The following is a 17,141-nucleotide window of genomic DNA, read 5'->3' on the forward strand; positions in this document are numbered from 1 at the left end:
TCAATCACCTATTTAGCTGTGCCGGCTTTAGATTCTTCCCTTTTATGATCAGATTTAGTTGGCGCTAATTTCTGATTTCTTTTCGTGAAATCAGAAATTAGCTTGTAATAGGCGTTGGCCATCATCCAGATGCTTTCCTTCTCATCTTCAAAGAAGTCAATATTGTAACCATCTAAATTGTTGTTTATTGTTTTTAAATAATCTTTCAATACAATTGCACCGCCGCCGACAAAATAGCAAATTTCAGACTGGGAGTTTTTCTGCCAAACATTCCGTAAATGGCGGTATTGTTTTTTGGCCAGTTCCCCTAAAATCCGGTCTGTAATATCGTGAACGCTTGTCCGGCTTCCGCGGACCATAATATGGTTTCTGTCACTTTTCTTAGTAATGATTTCAACGACATCCCGTCTGCTGTCCAATTCGACACCGTGCTTCTTCCGGATTTCTTCCCTGATTAATTCCAGTGCTTCTGCAACCCCGAGATTAAAGCCCTGTGCCTTGTCGTTATCGACTTTACGATTTTTGATGACTGCGATATCAGTAGACAAACCGCCAATATCTTGAATCAGGATCCGCTTATCGATTAAATCCCGATTGATGATATTTAAATCATTGTCCATTACCAGGTTGATATATGCGGCAAAGCCTTCTGGATATACTTTCACTTCATCAAATTTTATATTAACCTTTAAGCCTTGATATTTAGGCGTAATCAAAAATTCAACTTGATGAACAGAGCCGAGGAGGCGGGAACGATAGCCGACATCCTTGCCTTCTTTTACTTCACGAAGGGGAAGGCCTGTGCCTAATGTATAAGAGGCATCCACTACGTTATTTGTTTTTTTGAAAGAACTCTCTTCTTTTACTGCATCAAGAGCCAATGCTGCAAACAGCATGACCAACGTTTGATCCTCTTCAGATTTACTGCTTCCTGGATCTAACTCCGATGGATTATCACTTGTTGTTGCCAGATTGCCGACACGGTAAATAGCATTATTATCTTGAAGTGCAGGAGAGTGGACTCTAATGTGAATCCCATCAAGCGGGTCCTGTTCATTCAAGTCTTCTATCCCGATTACAGGACGGTCCTCCGTATCCCTTGCGATTACGTTAGGTATGTAAAGTTCAGAATCCAACTTCCCAAACAAAGCCTTGATGGCATCATTTCCAACATCGACTGCCGCGATTCTTGAATTACTCATAAAATCAATCCCTTCAATTAATAGTATATAGATAAATGTGATTACCACATTTATTTAAGAATAAGAAAGATTCATAGAATGGTCAATACATCTTTCGTTGGATTTTCTATTTATAAAAATTGTGTACATTTTTGTGTACAACACACACAATATTGTACACATCCTTTCATATCAACATGTGTACACATTTGTACACATGTTTACACTTTTCGTGTACATTGTATACATTTTTGTTTACATGTATACATTTTTGTAAACATTTATTGATTTCGATAAAAATGGTCAATGTCTCACAACAGCTTTTTCTTTATAGTTCAAAAAAGATACAACCAAGGAATGGTATTTTAATTATCTCTACCTGCCTTATCCACTGTGGATAAGATACTTTAGCAAAATGACTGTGGATATAAAAGGGAGTATAACCTAAAGATGTGGGGAATGGTATGTAATGGACCGACTTATTATAACAGCATATAAAACGAATTAAAGGAGGTACTGATATGGCTGATCAAAACGAAAAAAAACAATTGCCGCAATATCCTGAACCATATTGGAGGGACTTTGTAACTTTCCCGCCTTTTTCAAAGCTAGACCATGATATCGAAACAGATGTAGCCATCGTAGGCGGAGGTATAACCGGAATTACCGCTGCCTATCTGCTGTCAAAGGAAGGAATAAACGTTGTATTAATTGATGCAGGTGAAATATTAAATGGTACAACAGGACACACCACAGCCAAGATAACGGCGCAACACGGCTTAATTTATGACCAGCTGATCAAAGATATCGGAGAAGAAAAAGCAAAGCTTTACTTTGAGGCCAATAATGAAGCAAAGGATTTCGTCATACAGACGGTATCCGAATTGCAAATCGATTGTGACCTAACCTATGAGGACGCTTACGTGTATGCTGAAACGAAGGAATATGTAAGCAAAATCCAAGATGAACTCAAAGCCTATCAAAAGCTTGGCATTCCCGGAGAATACGCAGAAACGATTCCTTTTCCGATTCCCTGTAAGGCAGCTGTAATCATGAAAGAGCAGGCCCAGTTTCATCCTTTAAAATATTTAACAGCCCTCCTCCCCCATATTACAAAAGCAGGTGTTAAATTATTTGAACATACAACTGCTATGAAAATAGAGGATGGTGATTCACCAAAGATTCTGACAAGAGATGGACATACAATCAGCTGCAATTATGTTATTTCAGCATCCCACTTCCCTTTTAATGATGAAATGGGCTTATATTTTGCAAGAATGCATGCGGATAGATCTTATGTGCTTGGGATAAAAGCCGAAAAAGAGTACCCAGGCGGAATGTATATCAGCGCTGACAGTCCGACACGCTCGCTGCGTTATACAGACATGGATGGAGAAAAGCTAATTTTAGTAGGCGGCGAAAGCCACAAAACCGGACAAGGCATCTCCATGTTTGAACATTATGAAGCCTTAAAAGCATTCAGTGACCAAGTATTTGATGTTAAGGAGATCCCTTACCGCTGGTCGGCCCAGGACATAATAACCATGGACAAGGTTCCTTATATCGGTCCGATGACAGAAAACCATCCGAGCATTTTCGTTGCCACTGGCTATGCAAAGTGGGGCATGACAAACGGAACAGCAGCGGCTCTTTTGTTGAAGGATCTTATCCTGAAAAAAGAAAACCGGTTTCTAGATCTTTATACCCCATCACGCTTTCACGCAAAGCCGGGTGTAAAAAATGTAATGAAAGATAACGCTGATGTAGCTAAGCATCTCATTCAGGGCAAATTCGCAATGGTTTACCAAACACCAGACGATTTAGGCAATGATGAAGCGGCCATTGTAAAGATAAATGGTGACAAGGCAGGCTGCTACCGCGATAAGGACGGACAGCTTCATATCATAGATTCTACCTGTACCCACATGGGCTGTGAGGTCGAATGGAACAGTGGTGAAAGAACATGGGATTGTCCATGTCACGCCTCCCGTTATACGATCGACGGAGAGATAATAGAAGGACCGGCTGTTGAACCATTAAAGAAGGTTGACCTTGAATAGAGAATATAATCAAACCCCTTTTTGAAGGGGTTTTTACTTTTCCACTTTCTATACGCTAACTTGAAAATAGAGGTCAAAAATACCATTGGAATTTTCCAAGGTTTATGTAATTTTCACGGCTTGCTTCCCATACATTGTTCATTGAGATACTATGGAAAGCTGGTGAAAATAATGGCCAATCATCCTCCCTATCCTGCAACACCTAATATGCTCCTTCGCGATCAACGGCATACCCTGATTGTTTCAGGTCAGAAAACGGTCCAGGCAGCTCCTGATCAAGCGGTTATTACCTTAGGAGTGATAACAGAAAACGTAGATTCTGCAGCCGCCCAGCAGGAAAACGCAGCGGCTATTTCAAAGGTAATAAAGTCTATCGCTGCCTTCGGTGTCCCCGAAGACCAAATGAAAACGGTTGAATATCGGATAGATCCCCAGTACGATTATAATGACGGGAAGCAAGTTTTCAGGGGCTACAAAGTAACACACTTGATTCAATTTATCTCAACAAATATAAAGCAAGTTGGAGAGATCATAGACACGGCCGTTAAAAATGGTGCAAATACGGTAACCAGCGTCAGGTTTACCCTTTCAAACGAGGAGGCCTTTTACCGTCAGGCTTTATCTCTAGCATTTGAAAATGCCCATCAGAAAGCCCTTTCTATGGCAAAAACGATGAATGTGACTCTTGGCAGCATACCCGAGCAGGTTCAGGAAGTCAGTGCTGGACAGCCTGTTGTCCCATTCGAGATGTCTGCTTATTCGAAAGTCGCTTCAACCCCAATCCAGCCAGGGGAGTTAAATATTTCAGCTGTAGTTAAAGTTGAATATGTCTATTTTTAATGAAACCGGGACCGCGCTTGTTGAGGTCCCGGTTTCATATGCCGGAAAAGCCCTCCGCGAAGCAAATTTGGACATGAGGAAAGCCGAGTTTACCTGCTTATGGAAATTCTACTTCCATATTTATTTTATTACATATAAAGCTTCGGAAGTGGTGGGTGTGAAGAATGGTGGTTCAAGTCAGAATGTCTTGTACTTAAGGTACATGCTTCATTAAAACTCATCAGAACGGCCTATGTATATGGACGAGGTTGCAAATTTGCTTTCGGATTGTCGCTATAACAAAAAGATTACAATCTTGTAAAAAAGGGTAAGGGACTATCAGACAGATAGCAATTTGAATCATGAAGGGGGAAAACGTCAAGCATGAAGATGAAAACCAAGCTAGTCTTATCGTCCCTTTTTCTGCTCGTCTTTCTGGGGGGCTGTGCCGAAAAAGATAGATTGGAAGATGGTTCTAAGTTAATCGATAAGGATACCTTTGTATTTGCTGCTTCCGGCGAATTCAAGCCGTTCAGCTATGTAGAAAATGACATGACTCTAACTGGTTTTGATGTCGAGGTTGGACGTGCTGTTGCCAAAGAATTAGGATTGGAGCCTGTTGCAAAACGGATAAAATTCAAAGGAATCGTAGAAGGAGTAAAAACAGGCCGGGCTGATGCCGCTGTTGCCTCCCATACTATTAATCCGCAGCGGAGCAAGCATGTTGCCTTTTCCACCCCTTATTACTACTCAGGACCGCAAATCTTCGTAAGGCCGGACAGCAAGATTAAAACCGTGGATGACTTGAAAGGAAAAGAAGTTGCTGTTGCAAAAGGCTCCACCTATGCCTCAACTGCGGAAAAATACACCGGTAACATTAAGATGTACGATAGCGATATTACCGCATTAAAAGCACTGAGCGGCGGCCGCCATGATGCTGTCATCACAGACTTTGTTACGGGAAAAACGGCCGCAAAGGAAGGTTTCAAAATTGAAGGACGCCAGCTGATTGAACGAAGTGAGCAGGCGATTGTCCTGCCGCAGGATAATCCCCAATTGTTAAAACGGGTAAATGAAGCTCTGGAAAATCTGCGTCAGGATGGAACACTAAGCAAAATCAGCAAGGAATACTTCGGTCAAGATATCACAACCAAACCTGAATAAGGAAAGTAAATAAGACAGAAAGGGAGTTGTCCATTTGCCAAGTTTTTCGCACTTTTTCGAAACATTAACCGGTTCAACAAATGTTTTTATTGACGCCATGCTCCTTACCTTGGAGCTAACAGCTGTATCTATTTTAGTCGGAATTGTCATCGGTCTTTTCTTTGCACTTTTAAAAATATCTAATGTGAAAGTACTCGGATATATATCAGATATCTATGTTTATCTTGTACGCGGTACGCCGCTGATTGTGCAAATATTCATTTTGTATTTCGGAATAAGCGGAATCTTTTTGCTTCCGGACTTCTGGGCTGCTGCACTTGCCCTCGCCTTTCACAATGGTGCTTACATAGCTGAAATCTTTCGGGGGACGATCCAATCGATTGATCAAGGGCAAATGGAAGCTGCCCGTTCACTCGGCATGCCCAAATCACTGGCCCTGCGCCGGATCATCCTTCCGCAAGCTTTCAGGCGTGCGCTTCCTCCATTAGGAAACCAATTTATCATCGGGTTAAAAGATTCCTCACTTGCCGCCTTCATTTCGATGAATGAGCTGTTTAACGTGGCAACTACTCTTGGATCGAACAACTTCGATGAAATGACTTATTTACTGATCGTTGCGGTCTACTACTTAATCTTAGTAGCCATCCTGACACTATTAGTAAATCTGTTTGAAAAGAAATTAGCCGTAAGTGATCGATAGGAGGAATCGAACATGGAAGAACAAAAAACGATAGTACGAATTAAGAAGTTAAATAAATCTTTTGGTGACCTGCATGTTTTAAAGGACATAGATATGAAAGTATTGGAAAGCGATGTTGTATGCTTGATTGGGTCCAGTGGTTCAGGGAAAAGCACCCTGCTCCGCTGCCTGAATTTTTTGGAGAAGAAGGACAATGGCCAGATCATCATTGAAGGCGAGGAAATCAACCCTGGAACTCAGGATATCAATAAGGTTCGCGAAAAAATAGGAATGGTGTTTCAGCATTTTCAACTGTTCCCGCACATGACGGTGCTAGAAAATATTATCGAAGCCCCTACCCATGTAAGAAAGATCCCGAAAAACCAGGCGGTTGAGGAGGCAAAAGAGCTTCTTGTCAAGGTTGGGCTTGAAGATAAAACGGATGTTTACCCGAGCAAGCTATCAGGAGGACAGCAGCAGCGTGTCGCGATTGCCCGCGCCTTGGCGATGAAGCCGGATATTCTGTTGTTCGATGAACCTACTTCAGCACTCGATCCAGAACTTGTCGGCGAGGTATTAACGACCATGAAAGAGCTTGCCGAGGATGGCATGACTATGGTCGTCGTTACCCATGAAATGGGCTTTGCTCGCGAGGTTGGTGACTGGATTGTCTTTATGCATGATGGAAGAATTGTTGAAAGTGCTCCTCCCGAGGTCTTTTTCAGCAATCCGAGAGAGGAACGTACAAAGGAATTCTTGAAAACTACTTCTTTAAAATAACAGCGAGGGATTGAAAAAGAACTTATGTTTCATCCCACGGTTTTTCACACGGAATATTCATAAGCTTGAACGATGGAAAAAAGCCTGACACGCTTATTTTATGTGTCAGGCTTTGTCCGTTTTGGCGGCTTAGCATAGGGCATGGAAAATTGTCTGCATTTGTGGTATATATACAGGTAACATTAAAAGAACTAGAAACCATGAAAGAGGTTGAAAATAGTTGGAACATAACTCTCCAAATATCATTCGAAATATCATCAAAGAAGATCTTGAGACCGGCAAGCTGGATCATATTGTTACACGCTTTCCTCCTGAACCGAACGGATACTTACATATAGGCCATGCTAAAGCGATCATCCTGAACTTTGGTGTAGCAGATGAGTTTAACGGAAAGACTAACCTGCGCTTTGATGACACAAACCCTCAAAAAGAAGATATTGAATACGTGAATTCCATCAAGGAAGATGTGAAATGGCTTGGCTATGATTGGGATGGCCTTTTCTTCGCTTCCGATTACTTTGACGAAATGTATAACCGGGCTGTACTGTTGATTAAAAAAGGATTGGCGTACGTGGACGACCTTTCTGTGGATGAAATCCGTGAATACCGCGGGACATTGACCGAGCCGGGAAAGGACAGCCCATACAGGAACCGCTCAGTTGACGAAAACCTTGATTTATTTGAACGGATGCGTAAGGGTGCATTCGGCAACGGAGAAAAAGTACTTCGGGCAAAGATTGATATGTCTTCCCCTAACATCAACCTGCGTGACCCGATCATTTATCGTATCGCACATGTCACCCATCATAATACCGGTGATAAGTGGTGCATCTATCCGATGTATGCTTTCGCCCACCCGCTTGAGGATGCAATTGAGGGTGTCACTCATTCCATTTGTACGCTTGAATTCGAAGATCAGCGTCCGCTTTATGACTGGGTAGTGGCAAATTGTGAAATGGAAGGCACACCGCATCAATATGAGTTTGGGCGGTTAAACCTCACCAATACAGTCATGAGCAAACGGAAGCTGAAGCAATTGGTCGATGAAGGCTTTGTCGATGGATGGGATGACCCGCGCATGCCGACGATTTCCGGTTTAAGAAGAAGAGGCTACACACCGGAATCCATCCGTGACTTCTGCCATGAAATCGGTGTCTCGAAAGCATATGGAGCTGTCGATTCCCAAATGCTGGACCATTTTATTCGTGAGGATTTGAAATTAAAAGCACCGCGCACAATGGGAGTCCTCAAGCCGCTTAAGGTAGTTATCACTAACTATCCGGAAGGCCAGGTTGAAATGCTTGAAGCTGAAATCAATCCCGAGAATCTCGAAATGGGTACCAGACAAATTCCATTTTCCAGAGAGATTTATATCGAACAGGATGATTTTATCGAAAACCCGCCGAAAAAGTACTTCCGTCTTTTCCCGGGAAATGAAGTCCGCTTGAAGCATGCCTATTTCATTAAATGTGAAGATATAATCAAAGATGAAAATGGCGAGGTTATTGAGCTTCACTGTACGTATGATCCGGAAACGAAAAGCGGCACAGGCTTCACAGGCCGAAAGGTGAAAGGAACCCTGCACTGGGTGGATGCCAGAAGTGCCCATCCAGCAGAATTCCGTTTATACGAACCGCTTATCCTGGACGAAGAAGTCGATGAGGAAGAAGAAACAGAGAAAACCTTCCTGGAGCGGGTAAATCCGAATTCTTTGGAAATTCTTCAAGGTTTTGTAGAGCCGAATATGAAGGATGTAAAGCCTCACGATAAATTCCAGTTCTTCAGACACGGCTATTTCAATGCAGACCCTAAGCATACAAAGAATGACCATCTTGTATTCAATCAAATTGTTGAGCTAAAAAGCTCTTTTAAAATATAGGAAGGTGAAAGCCTGGGATCCATGAAAATGGATGTCAGGCTTTTTTACCCTTGTTCTTTATAATCAACTTTGCCAGGTATGATGAGCGGTGTTTTAACTAAACCTAAGAGAAAAACTTTGAACAGGTGTGATAATCATGAACAAGGATAAGGTTCCGGTGATTCATATATTTTTATTGGCAGTGGTTGCGGCTGTTTTAATATGGTCGGTTATCAAGCCCAACTCCTATGCCACCTGGGCCCTGGAGTCCGTCCCGGCTTTAGCGGGGTTGATTCTAGTAGCGGCTACTTATAAAAGGCTTCGGCTAACCACTCTGTCTTATGTAATCATCGCGCTTCTTGCCATCAGTATATTTATAGGAGGCCATTATACATATGAAAAAATGCCGGTTTTTAATTGGATAAAAGACGATTATGATTTGAAGAGAAATCATTACGACCGGCTTGGCCATTTTCTAAAGGGGTTGTTTGTGATTGTGATAAGAGAAATATTATTGAGGAAAACAGCCCTGACAAAAGGCGGCTGGCTCGCTGTAATTTCGATGAGCATGATGCTGGCAATTGCTGCGCTGTACGAAATTATTGAGTGGCTGGTTTCCAAAATATCACACGGCGGAAAGGCTGCCAGGGATTTCTTGGGAACACAGGGAGACATTTGGGATACGCAGTGGGATATGTCCCTTACTCTTGTCGGGACCATCCTTGCGTTGATCTTTATTTCCAGACTGCATAACCGGCTTCTGAAAAAAAGATAGCGAACAATATTTTTTATAAAAGTAAAAGCGCTGCGCTGTACAACCCATTGCTTGTTGTTGATGCGCTTGATTATGCTGGAGTCGACAATCCATTCTTCTAGTTGTAAGATGAATAAATAATAACTGTGAAGGGTGAGACTGATGTTTCATTTACTGCCGTTAATGCTGGAGAGAGCAGGAATAATTTTGATCGTCGCTTTTCTTCTCTCCCATATTAAATCGTTCCGGCGTATCATTCATACTGATAACCAACGGATATCTGAAAAAGCACTTTTAATTGTCATATTCGGTTCGTTTGGAGTAATCAGCAATTATACTGGAATTGAGATTCATCATAATACAATTGCTGAAAACGCCTGGCTTATTAACGTTGAGCCAGATAGCGCGATTGCAAATACACGGATTATGGGCATTGCGATCGGTTCCCTTCTGGGCGGGCCTATTGTAGGTCTTGGGATTGGGATCATTGCCGGTCTGCACCGCTTTATGCTTGGAGGGTTTACAGCGGCTGCCTGCGCCATTTCCGCTGTCGTGGCCGGAGTTGCCGCAGGTTATATTGGAAAACGGAGGAAGCAGAAGTCCTCTATCACTCCCTGGTTTGCCGTTTCTATAGGTGTCGTGATGGAAATTATCCAGATGGTGATTATTCTTCTCGTTACCAAGCCGTATGGCCTCGCCTGGGATCTTGTCAAGCTGATTGGGGTTCCGATGATCGTCATAAACGGTTTTGGCACTTTTTTATTTATGCTCATCATCCGCTCCATTCTTCGCGAAGAAGAGCGCACGAAAGCCTTGCAGACAAATACAGCTTTTCATATTGCCGACCAGACACTCCCCTATTTCCGCCAGGGTTTGAATCCTGAATCCTGTAAGGAAGTAGCGCAAATCATGCTCAGGCTCACCCATGCAGACGCCATTGCAATAACGAATGACCGTCAGGTGTTAGCGCATGTCGGAGCAGCCTCTGATCACCACGTACCTATGCAGAGATTTTCGACGGGATTAACAAAAAAAGTTCTCGAACAAGGGCGGGTGATTACAGCCAAAAGTAAAGAAGAAATTCTTTGTTACAATCAATCGTGCCCGCTTCTTGCAGCTGTCGTCCTGCCTTTGCAGGTGCACCAGAATACGGTAGGCACCTTAAAACTATACTTTACAAATCCGGGGCACTTGAACGAAGTGGAAAAAGAGCTGGCAGAAGGCCTGGCGAATCTCTTTTCGACGCAGCTTGAGCTGGCCGAAGCAGAGAATCAAAGTAAATTATTGAAAAATGCCGAGATTAAGGCTTTACAGGCTCAGGTTCATCCTCACTTTTTATTCAATGCAATCAATACAATTTCTGCTTTATGCCGGACAGATGCCGAAAAGGCAAGAAAACTTTTACTGGAGCTGAGCCATTTTTTCCGGAGTAATCTGCAGGGCGCCCGACAAACTCTGATTCCTCTCGAAAAAGAACTGGAGCATGTAAAAGCCTATCTGTCATTGGAGCAGGCCCGCTTTCCAAATAAATATCAAGCGACATTCTCTATCGAACCCGGTCTTGAAAATAGCATGCTGCCGCCGTTTATATTACAGCCATTGGTTGAAAATGCCGTCCGTCACGGGTTTTCCGGCGTTAAAAGCAAATGCGAGATCAGTATCACGGCTTTTTCCGATGAAAAAAAGACGAACATTACCGTTAAGGATAATGGCAAGGGAATCTCTCCGGAAAAGCTTGATTCGCTTGGAAAACAAGAGGTTCTCTCCAAGCAGGGGAGTGGTACAGCCCTTGTAAATATTCGCGAGCGATTAGAAGGAATCTATAATACGGAGGCCCATTTTGCCATTAAAAGTATGGAAGGTTCCGGAACAGAAGTTACAGTCATCATACCTTTAGACAGAAAAGGAGCTTATGAGGAACATGTTGAAGGCATTTTTAGTAGATGATGAGCCATTGGCAAGGGATGAATTAAAATATCTGTTGCTGCGGACAAAAGCAGTGGAAGTCGTCGGCGAGGCAAGCTCCGTGGAAGAAGCGGCAGAACAGATAGGATCCCTGGTACCAGACCTTGTTTTTCTTGATATCGAGCTTGCTGAAGACAGCGGCCTGATGCTTGCCGAGCAGCTTCGGTCCGTGGATCCGGCGCCGGCGATTATTTTTGCCACAGCCTATGATGAATACGCCCTTCAGGCCTTTGAACTGAATGCGGTTGATTACATCCTAAAACCATTTGATGAAACCCGCCTTCAAAAAACGTTAGAGAAGATTACAAGGTTGCGAACCATCGGGGCAAACGAAACGGTGTCTCCCCATGAATCTCCGAAGCTCGCGGCTGACCAAATCGGAAAACTGGCAATAATGGCCGAAGAACGTATCATTCTTGTCGATATCAGCTCGATTATCTTTATCGGTTCGACGGAGGGAAAAACGCTTATTAAAACAACAGCAGCAGAGTATAAAATAACCGAGTCGCTCGTCACGCTCGAGAAGAAATTGAATAACAGCTCTTTTGTCCGGGTCCATCGCAGCTACCTTGTAAATGTGAATGAAATTTCTGAAATAGAACCGTGGTTTAATTCCACTTACAATTTGATTATGAAGGATGGCTCCAAGGTGCCTGTCAGCCGTACTTATGTAAAGGACCTCAAGCAGCTGCTGGGGTTTTAGCTCCCTGTAATCTAAGCTGGTATGTTGCATTTCAGCCTTCCATATTTGCAGTTCATGACTTTTTTTCTGTATATTACCCTGAAAACGCTATTAACTCCTTTTCATCAGGTATTATTCAAGGTAGAAAAAAAGCTTATGGGAGGGCATCGAAATGAATGCGATTACAATGGTAATTGGCTCAATATGTATTTTAATGATTGCATACCGTTTATATGGTACATTCATGGCCGTTAAGGTCTTAAAATTAGATGATTCAAAGAAAACGCCAGCACATGAGTTGGAAGACGGCAAGGACTACGTGCCAACCAACCGCTGGGTAACCTTCGGACATCACTTCGCTGCCATTGCTGCAGCTGGCCCGCTTGTAGGGCCTATTTTGGCCGCACAGTTCGGTTATCTTCCCGGACTGCTATGGCTCTTAATCGGGGCTGTTGTCGGGGGAGCAGTTCACGATGCTGTGGTATTATTTGCTTCGATGCGCCAAAAAGGGGAATCGTTAGCGGAAGTTGCCAAAAAGGAATTAGGTCCTGTTGCTGGTTTTTGTACTGGACTGGCCATGCTATTTATCATCACGATTACAATGGCCGGCCTATCCATGGTCGTACTGCATGCTTTAGAAAATAACCCATGGGGTACATTCGCAGTCGGCATTACAATCCCAATTGCGATGGGTGTCGGGTTGTATCATAAGAAAACAGGAAACTTGAAAGTAGCTACCATCGTCGGGTTCATACTCATTATGGCTGCCGTTTTCTTCGGTCCATATATCCAAGATACAGCCTTCGGTGACTGGCTGACACTTGATGTGAAAACATTATCACTTGTTTTGCCTATTTATGCGTTTTTTGCAGCTGCATTGCCGGTGTGGCTATTGCTTGCACCGCGTGATTATTTAAGCAGTTTTATGAAGATCGGTGTATTCATTGCTCTTATTGCCGGTGTTTTCGTGGTAAACCCACAGTTGCAGATGCCTGCTTTTACAGAGTTCATCCATGGCGGAGGACCGGTTATGAATGGACCGGTTTGGCCGTTCATCTCGATTACAATTGCCTGTGGAGCGATTTCCGGTTTCCATGCATTTGTCGGTTCAGGTACCACGCCAAAAATGATCAACCGCTGGAGCGATATTAAACCGATCGGCTTTGGCGCCATGCTTGTTGAATGTGTTGTCGCGATCATGGCTCTTGTTGCCGCAACAGCTTTACACCCTGGCGATTATTTTGCAATCAACTCAACGCCAGAAGTTTTCAAAACATTAGGTATGGAAACAGTAAACCTTGCCCAACTTAGCCAAGACATCGGCTTAGATCTGGAAGGACGCACTGGCGGAGCCGTTACTCTTGCAGTAGGAATGACGTATATCTTCACAGAAATTCCTTGGTTCAGCCAGGCGGCATCCTTCTTCTTCCAATTTGTTATTATGTTTGAAGCGCTGTTCATTTTAACAGCCATTGATTCCGGAACACGTGTCGCCCGTTACTTGATTCAAGACTTTGGCGGCGCCTTCTATAAACCGCTAAAACGTGTGGACTGGGTCCCTGGAAATATCTTTGCAAGTGCATTAGCCTGCTTCCTCTGGGGTTACCTGCTCTTCTCAGGAGACATCGGGTCTGTTTGGGCATTATTCGGAGTTTCCAACCAGTTGATGGCCTCTATCGGGTTAATTATCGGCGCTACCGTGATTCTGAGAGTTGCCGACAAACGCCGCTATATGCTCACTTGCCTGATTCCGCTCGCATACCTTTACGTAACCGTAAACTATGCCGGCTACTGGATGGTAAAAAATGTGTATCTAAATACAGCTGCTACTGGATACAGCGTCCTCAATGCCGTACTATCTATCATCATGCTGGCTTTAGGTCTGGTGATTATCGTTACAGCCGTTAAAAACTGGTTTGAAACATGGAATACACCGGCCGTAAAATTGAATAGAAAAACAGCTTAATTATAAAAAGGAACCTGGCTTAGAAAACGCCAGGTTCCTTTTTGCTTTGTCTATCTTTTCGCTTAAATCACCATAGTTTTCGCTTAAATATCTATTTTTTTGCTTAAATCCAAAGGTTTTTCGCTTAATTATTTCCATTGATTTTCCCAGTTCACTGATTAACTATGCATATTGAGCAGCCAAATTCTTTATCAACTCAGCAAGCCACGAATCAAGTTTTCGCAGATGGAAGCCGGCTGCTTCTGCCTTGGCAGGATTCATGTACCACGAGCCTGGAACACCAAATGGGGAGTGATTTTCATCGTTTACATCCAGAGTCATCAGTGCCGTTTTCTTAGTTGCCTTCTCAATGAGTCCCATTAAGTCCTCAAGCTTAAGATAACCTTCTGAGCAAATATTGATCGGTCCCATTCCTGGCTGATCCTTTAGGAGAAAGAGCGCATCTGCTGCTTCATCCGAAGAAACAAAGCCCATCTTTGCCTCCACATTCGGGAAACCGATTTCTTTTTCTTTTGCGACTCTCTCAACATGAAAGTGCAAGCGTTTCGTATAATCGTCCACCCCAAGCACGATGGGGAACCGCACTGCCGAAACATCCCAGCCACTCTTTTGGAAGAAATACGCCTCAGCCGCTTTTTTCCCTTCCCCATAATTAAGCGCTTCTCCTTTAGGAGGCAGTACATAATCCCATGGCGAAAAGTCATCCTCAACATGGGCTGTTTCAGAAGTTTCGTATACAGACATAGTCGAGGTGAAAATATACTTGCTAACATTTCCTTCTAATCTTTTAATAGCAATTTCTGCATCGTCATGGTTATAACAAATATTATCGTACACAGCATCCCATTGCACCGAGCTTAGTTCATCCCACCTCGAATCATCAACGCTGCGGTCCAGATGAACTCGCTTCACCTGGTCGCCAAAGGAATCATTCGTTTTCCCTCTCGTAGCAATCGTTACTTCACATCCACTATGTATCAGCTGTTCGACTAACTTTTTGCCGAAAAATCGGGTCCCTCCAAAGACGAGAACTTTTCCCAAGAGGCTCGTCCTCCTTTGCTAACGTATTTAGAAACTATTCTTGCATACATTATTCGCTAAGTGGCAAGAAGATTCCTTTAAAAATGAGGTTATTGGCAACCATGGCAATCTGATCAATTGTTAGCTCCGCTTCAAGATGGGATTCAATATAATCGATACTTGCAATCATTTTCTGAAGCCCTTCCATAAAACCCATTCTCCTTTCTATCTCTACTTTAGCATTTGGGTAGTTTTCCGTCCTGTCATTTCTTGCTTTTTGGTGACAGTAAAGGATAAATAGAACGCCTACTCGATGACTCCCAGCGTCTCGATACGTGACAGGATAATATGTGTAACAGTCGATGCATATGGAATGGTATCGTTAATAAATTCCTCCACTTTTTCAATACTCTCCGTATGAATTTTTAAAATATAACAGGCCTGTCCGGCAATCCGATAGCAAAAATCAACACAGGATAGTCCTGCGATGTACTTCTTAAACCGTTCATACTCCCCGTTTTTTATGGTCGCTTCAATGATACATTCGATTGGATAGCCAAGCTTCTTTAGATCCATTTCAACACTATATCCCTTGATAATTCCAAAGGACTCCATCTGCCTTACCCGTTCCGTTACGGCCGGGGACGACATATGAACTTTCTTTCCCAGCTCCCTCATGGATAATCGGCTATCTTTGGCTAACTCCTGTAAAATTAGCTTGTCGATCTCTGAACTGATCTTGAATCATATCTGCGTGTGAACGGAATTAAACGACTGATTACTGCCGGCTTAACGACAGACCATTGTGTTTCGACAACGGTGCGTATGGGGAGTAATTTAGGGTTTGAGATGATCGTCGCTGCAGATGCCACGGCAACATTTGATCGCAATGATGTTACAGACGGTTCCCTACTGACCGCGGATTTGATCCATAGAGTAAATGTAAGTAGCCTTCATCATGAATTTGCCGAAGTAAAATCTACGATGAATCTCTTACTCTCATTTTGAATGCTGGGGGTGGTATAAGGAAATCTCCAGAAGCGACTAAGCACAGCTTGTATGGTTTTTTGGAATTCAACGAAATAATAAAATTAAAAAAGGGAGCCCCTGCTCTCTTATTCTTTTATTGTACCAACTTCTTTTTTATACTTTTTAGTCGCTTCATTAATAATTTTTTTCACGAATTTATCTTCCCCATTAAATTCCAAGTCACCTTTCTTGGCTTCTAAAGGAGCTTTACCGTAAATTGCACTTAAAGGAATAAAGGTTCCCGGACCAGAGCCACTTTCATCCATAAATAATATATAATGCTTACCTTTTTTCATAAGTTCATACCCATCATTCGTGTATGTAACTTTCTTTTTACCGTCACCGATTACGTCGGTAGCGGCATTTTCTAATACAGGAATAACTTGATTCTTTTCCACTTCTTTGCCAGAAGTATTTTTAAGTATCTTTTTTACTTGAAAATCGGAGATAGTATAGCCACCCAGTACCCCTTCATAGCCATCTTCTTGTTCTACTCCGTCTAATAGGATTGTTGGCACTTCTTTATCAAGCTTCTTACCAATAACAATTAAAGTCGATTTATCTTCCATTTCAGCGATGTTTTCAAATCCCATCCGCTTTCCCTTGCCATAGTAATTTTGTTTAATAACAGGCTCTTGTTCCTGAGAAGAGTTATTGTAGTTATACGCTAAAACACTACCAAGAGAAACTATTGAAACTAAAGCAGCAATTACGGTAATCCGTTTGAATTTCATTTAAATTCCCCCATCTTAATATTTAACCTCGATGGTTCCTTCCTTTTTATCAAACGGGGAAACTATGCACCAAAAGCAGCCGCCAGCAAAGACGACTTTCTCATATTTTCTTTTTGCCATCACTCTTCACTCCCTTCTCACTTACCACTAAATAATTTATGAACAGGATTATTGCTTTTTCTTTAGGGAATATATCCAAGTAGGTTGGGGATATCCATTATAATCTTTAATCATTTTTCTTATCACTTACTCTGTCATCATTTCTGAAAAAAACCATCGAACAAAATTTCCTTTGTGGGGCATACTAGGCAGGCGATATATGACTCCTTGGTAATGATTATTTATTTCCATCCTTATATCCAAATCGTATATACTTTTAATATAATTATTACTAACATTCATTATTTTAACGAGGAGATAAGTCTGAAAAAAACTACGTTTGACCACTAT

Annotated in this window: 17 protein-coding genes and 1 pseudogene; 11 read left to right on the forward strand and 7 right to left on the reverse strand. The window is 42.5% G+C overall.

Going from position 1 to position 17,141, the window contains the following annotated elements:
* Nucleotides 1-8 precede the first annotated feature (8 nt).
* Nucleotides 9-1,202 carry a ParM/StbA family protein gene (locus ELQ35_RS04450; protein WP_126863625.1) on the reverse strand — a complete coding sequence of 398 codons (1,194 nt, stop codon included), beginning with the start codon at nucleotides 1,200-1,202 and terminating at the stop codon, nucleotides 9-11.
* A gap of 500 nt (nucleotides 1,203-1,702) precedes the next feature.
* Here ELQ35_RS04450 and ELQ35_RS04455 point away from each other — a divergent pair, with 500 nt between their 5' ends.
* From ELQ35_RS04455 to cstA, 10 genes are all read left to right on the forward strand, one after another.
* Nucleotides 1,703-3,241 (forward strand): FAD-dependent oxidoreductase, encoded by a 1,539-nt coding sequence (locus ELQ35_RS04455; RefSeq protein WP_126863626.1) that lies wholly within the window; start codon nucleotides 1,703-1,705, stop codon nucleotides 3,239-3,241.
* 171 nt (nucleotides 3,242-3,412) lie between these two features.
* Entirely contained in the window at nucleotides 3,413-4,081 is a 669-nt protein-coding gene (locus tag ELQ35_RS04460; RefSeq protein WP_246025967.1) for an SIMPL domain-containing protein, read from the forward strand.
* Between the two features lie 363 nt (nucleotides 4,082-4,444).
* Nucleotides 4,445-5,224, forward strand: coding sequence for a transporter substrate-binding domain-containing protein (locus ELQ35_RS04465; protein WP_126863627.1), 780 nt, complete (start codon nucleotides 4,445-4,447; stop codon nucleotides 5,222-5,224).
* Between the two features lie 34 nt (nucleotides 5,225-5,258).
* Complete coding sequence (locus ELQ35_RS04470; protein ID WP_126863628.1) at nucleotides 5,259-5,924, forward strand: amino acid ABC transporter permease; 666 nt, start codon at nucleotides 5,259-5,261, stop codon at nucleotides 5,922-5,924.
* A gap of 12 nt (nucleotides 5,925-5,936) precedes the next feature.
* Complete coding sequence (locus tag ELQ35_RS04475) at nucleotides 5,937-6,683, forward strand: amino acid ABC transporter ATP-binding protein (protein WP_126863629.1); 747 nt, start codon at nucleotides 5,937-5,939, stop codon at nucleotides 6,681-6,683.
* Between the two features lie 220 nt (nucleotides 6,684-6,903).
* The gene (locus ELQ35_RS04480; protein ID WP_126863630.1) at nucleotides 6,904-8,562 is read left to right on the forward strand and encodes a glutamine--tRNA ligase/YqeY domain fusion protein; all 1,659 of its coding nucleotides are present in this window, start codon (nucleotides 6,904-6,906) and stop codon (nucleotides 8,560-8,562) included.
* A gap of 136 nt (nucleotides 8,563-8,698) precedes the next feature.
* Nucleotides 8,699-9,316: a DUF2238 domain-containing protein gene (locus tag ELQ35_RS04485; protein WP_126863631.1), complete on the forward strand. Its 618-nt coding sequence runs from the start codon at nucleotides 8,699-8,701 to the stop codon at nucleotides 9,314-9,316.
* A gap of 141 nt (nucleotides 9,317-9,457) precedes the next feature.
* Nucleotides 9,458-11,242 (forward strand): sensor histidine kinase, encoded by a 1,785-nt coding sequence (locus tag ELQ35_RS04490; protein WP_126863632.1) that lies wholly within the window; start codon nucleotides 9,458-9,460, stop codon nucleotides 11,240-11,242.
* Entirely contained in the window at nucleotides 11,217-11,963 is a 747-nt protein-coding gene (locus ELQ35_RS04495) for a LytR/AlgR family response regulator transcription factor (RefSeq protein WP_126863633.1), read from the forward strand. Before ELQ35_RS04490 ends, ELQ35_RS04495 begins: the two co-directional genes overlap by 26 nt.
* Nucleotides 11,964-12,114: 151 nt before the next feature.
* The gene (gene cstA / locus ELQ35_RS04500; RefSeq protein ID WP_126863634.1) at nucleotides 12,115-13,908 is read left to right on the forward strand and encodes a carbon starvation protein CstA; all 1,794 of its coding nucleotides are present in this window, start codon (nucleotides 12,115-12,117) and stop codon (nucleotides 13,906-13,908) included.
* A 162-nt stretch (nucleotides 13,909-14,070) separates the two neighbouring features.
* Here the strand turns inward: cstA and ELQ35_RS04505 are convergent, their stop codons facing one another.
* The 3 genes from ELQ35_RS04505 to ELQ35_RS04515 all read right to left on the reverse strand — a co-directional run bounded on the left by ELQ35_RS04505 (nucleotide 14,071) and on the right by ELQ35_RS04515 (nucleotide 15,666).
* Nucleotides 14,071-14,949, reverse strand: a complete 879-nt coding sequence (locus tag ELQ35_RS04505; protein ID WP_126863635.1) for an NAD-dependent epimerase/dehydratase family protein — start codon at nucleotides 14,947-14,949, stop codon at nucleotides 14,071-14,073.
* A gap of 49 nt (nucleotides 14,950-14,998) precedes the next feature.
* A complete protein-coding gene (locus tag ELQ35_RS04510; RefSeq protein WP_185861655.1) occupies nucleotides 14,999-15,136 on the reverse strand; it encodes a hypothetical protein in 138 nt (45 codons plus the stop codon).
* A 98-nt stretch (nucleotides 15,137-15,234) separates the two neighbouring features.
* Nucleotides 15,235-15,666, reverse strand: a complete 432-nt coding sequence (locus ELQ35_RS04515; protein WP_246025970.1) for an Lrp/AsnC family transcriptional regulator — start codon at nucleotides 15,664-15,666, stop codon at nucleotides 15,235-15,237.
* A gap of 6 nt (nucleotides 15,667-15,672) precedes the next feature.
* Between ELQ35_RS04515 and ELQ35_RS23650 the strand changes: the two are divergent.
* A pseudogene (locus ELQ35_RS23650) lies at nucleotides 15,673-15,936 on the forward strand (isochorismatase family protein); the annotation flags it as partial.
* Between the two features lie 107 nt (nucleotides 15,937-16,043).
* Here the strand turns inward: ELQ35_RS23650 and ELQ35_RS04525 are convergent.
* The 3 genes from ELQ35_RS04525 to ELQ35_RS22805 form a co-directional block, all read right to left on the reverse strand.
* Nucleotides 16,044-16,691 carry a hypothetical protein gene (locus ELQ35_RS04525; RefSeq protein WP_126863636.1) on the reverse strand — a complete coding sequence of 216 codons (648 nt, stop codon included), beginning with the start codon at nucleotides 16,689-16,691 and terminating at the stop codon, nucleotides 16,044-16,046.
* Nucleotides 16,692-16,706: 15 nt separating this feature from the next.
* Nucleotides 16,707-16,811: a peptide-methionine (S)-S-oxide reductase gene (locus ELQ35_RS04530; protein WP_126863637.1), complete on the reverse strand. Its 105-nt coding sequence runs from the start codon at nucleotides 16,809-16,811 to the stop codon at nucleotides 16,707-16,709.
* Between the two features lie 126 nt (nucleotides 16,812-16,937).
* The coding region (locus ELQ35_RS22805; RefSeq protein ID WP_221884950.1) for a hypothetical protein at nucleotides 16,938-17,141 on the reverse strand (204 nt) is incomplete at its 5' end.

The organism is Peribacillus cavernae, from assembly GCF_003989135.1.
GTDB classification, from domain to species: Bacteria; Bacillota; Bacilli; order Bacillales; family DSM-1321; genus Peribacillus; species Peribacillus cavernae.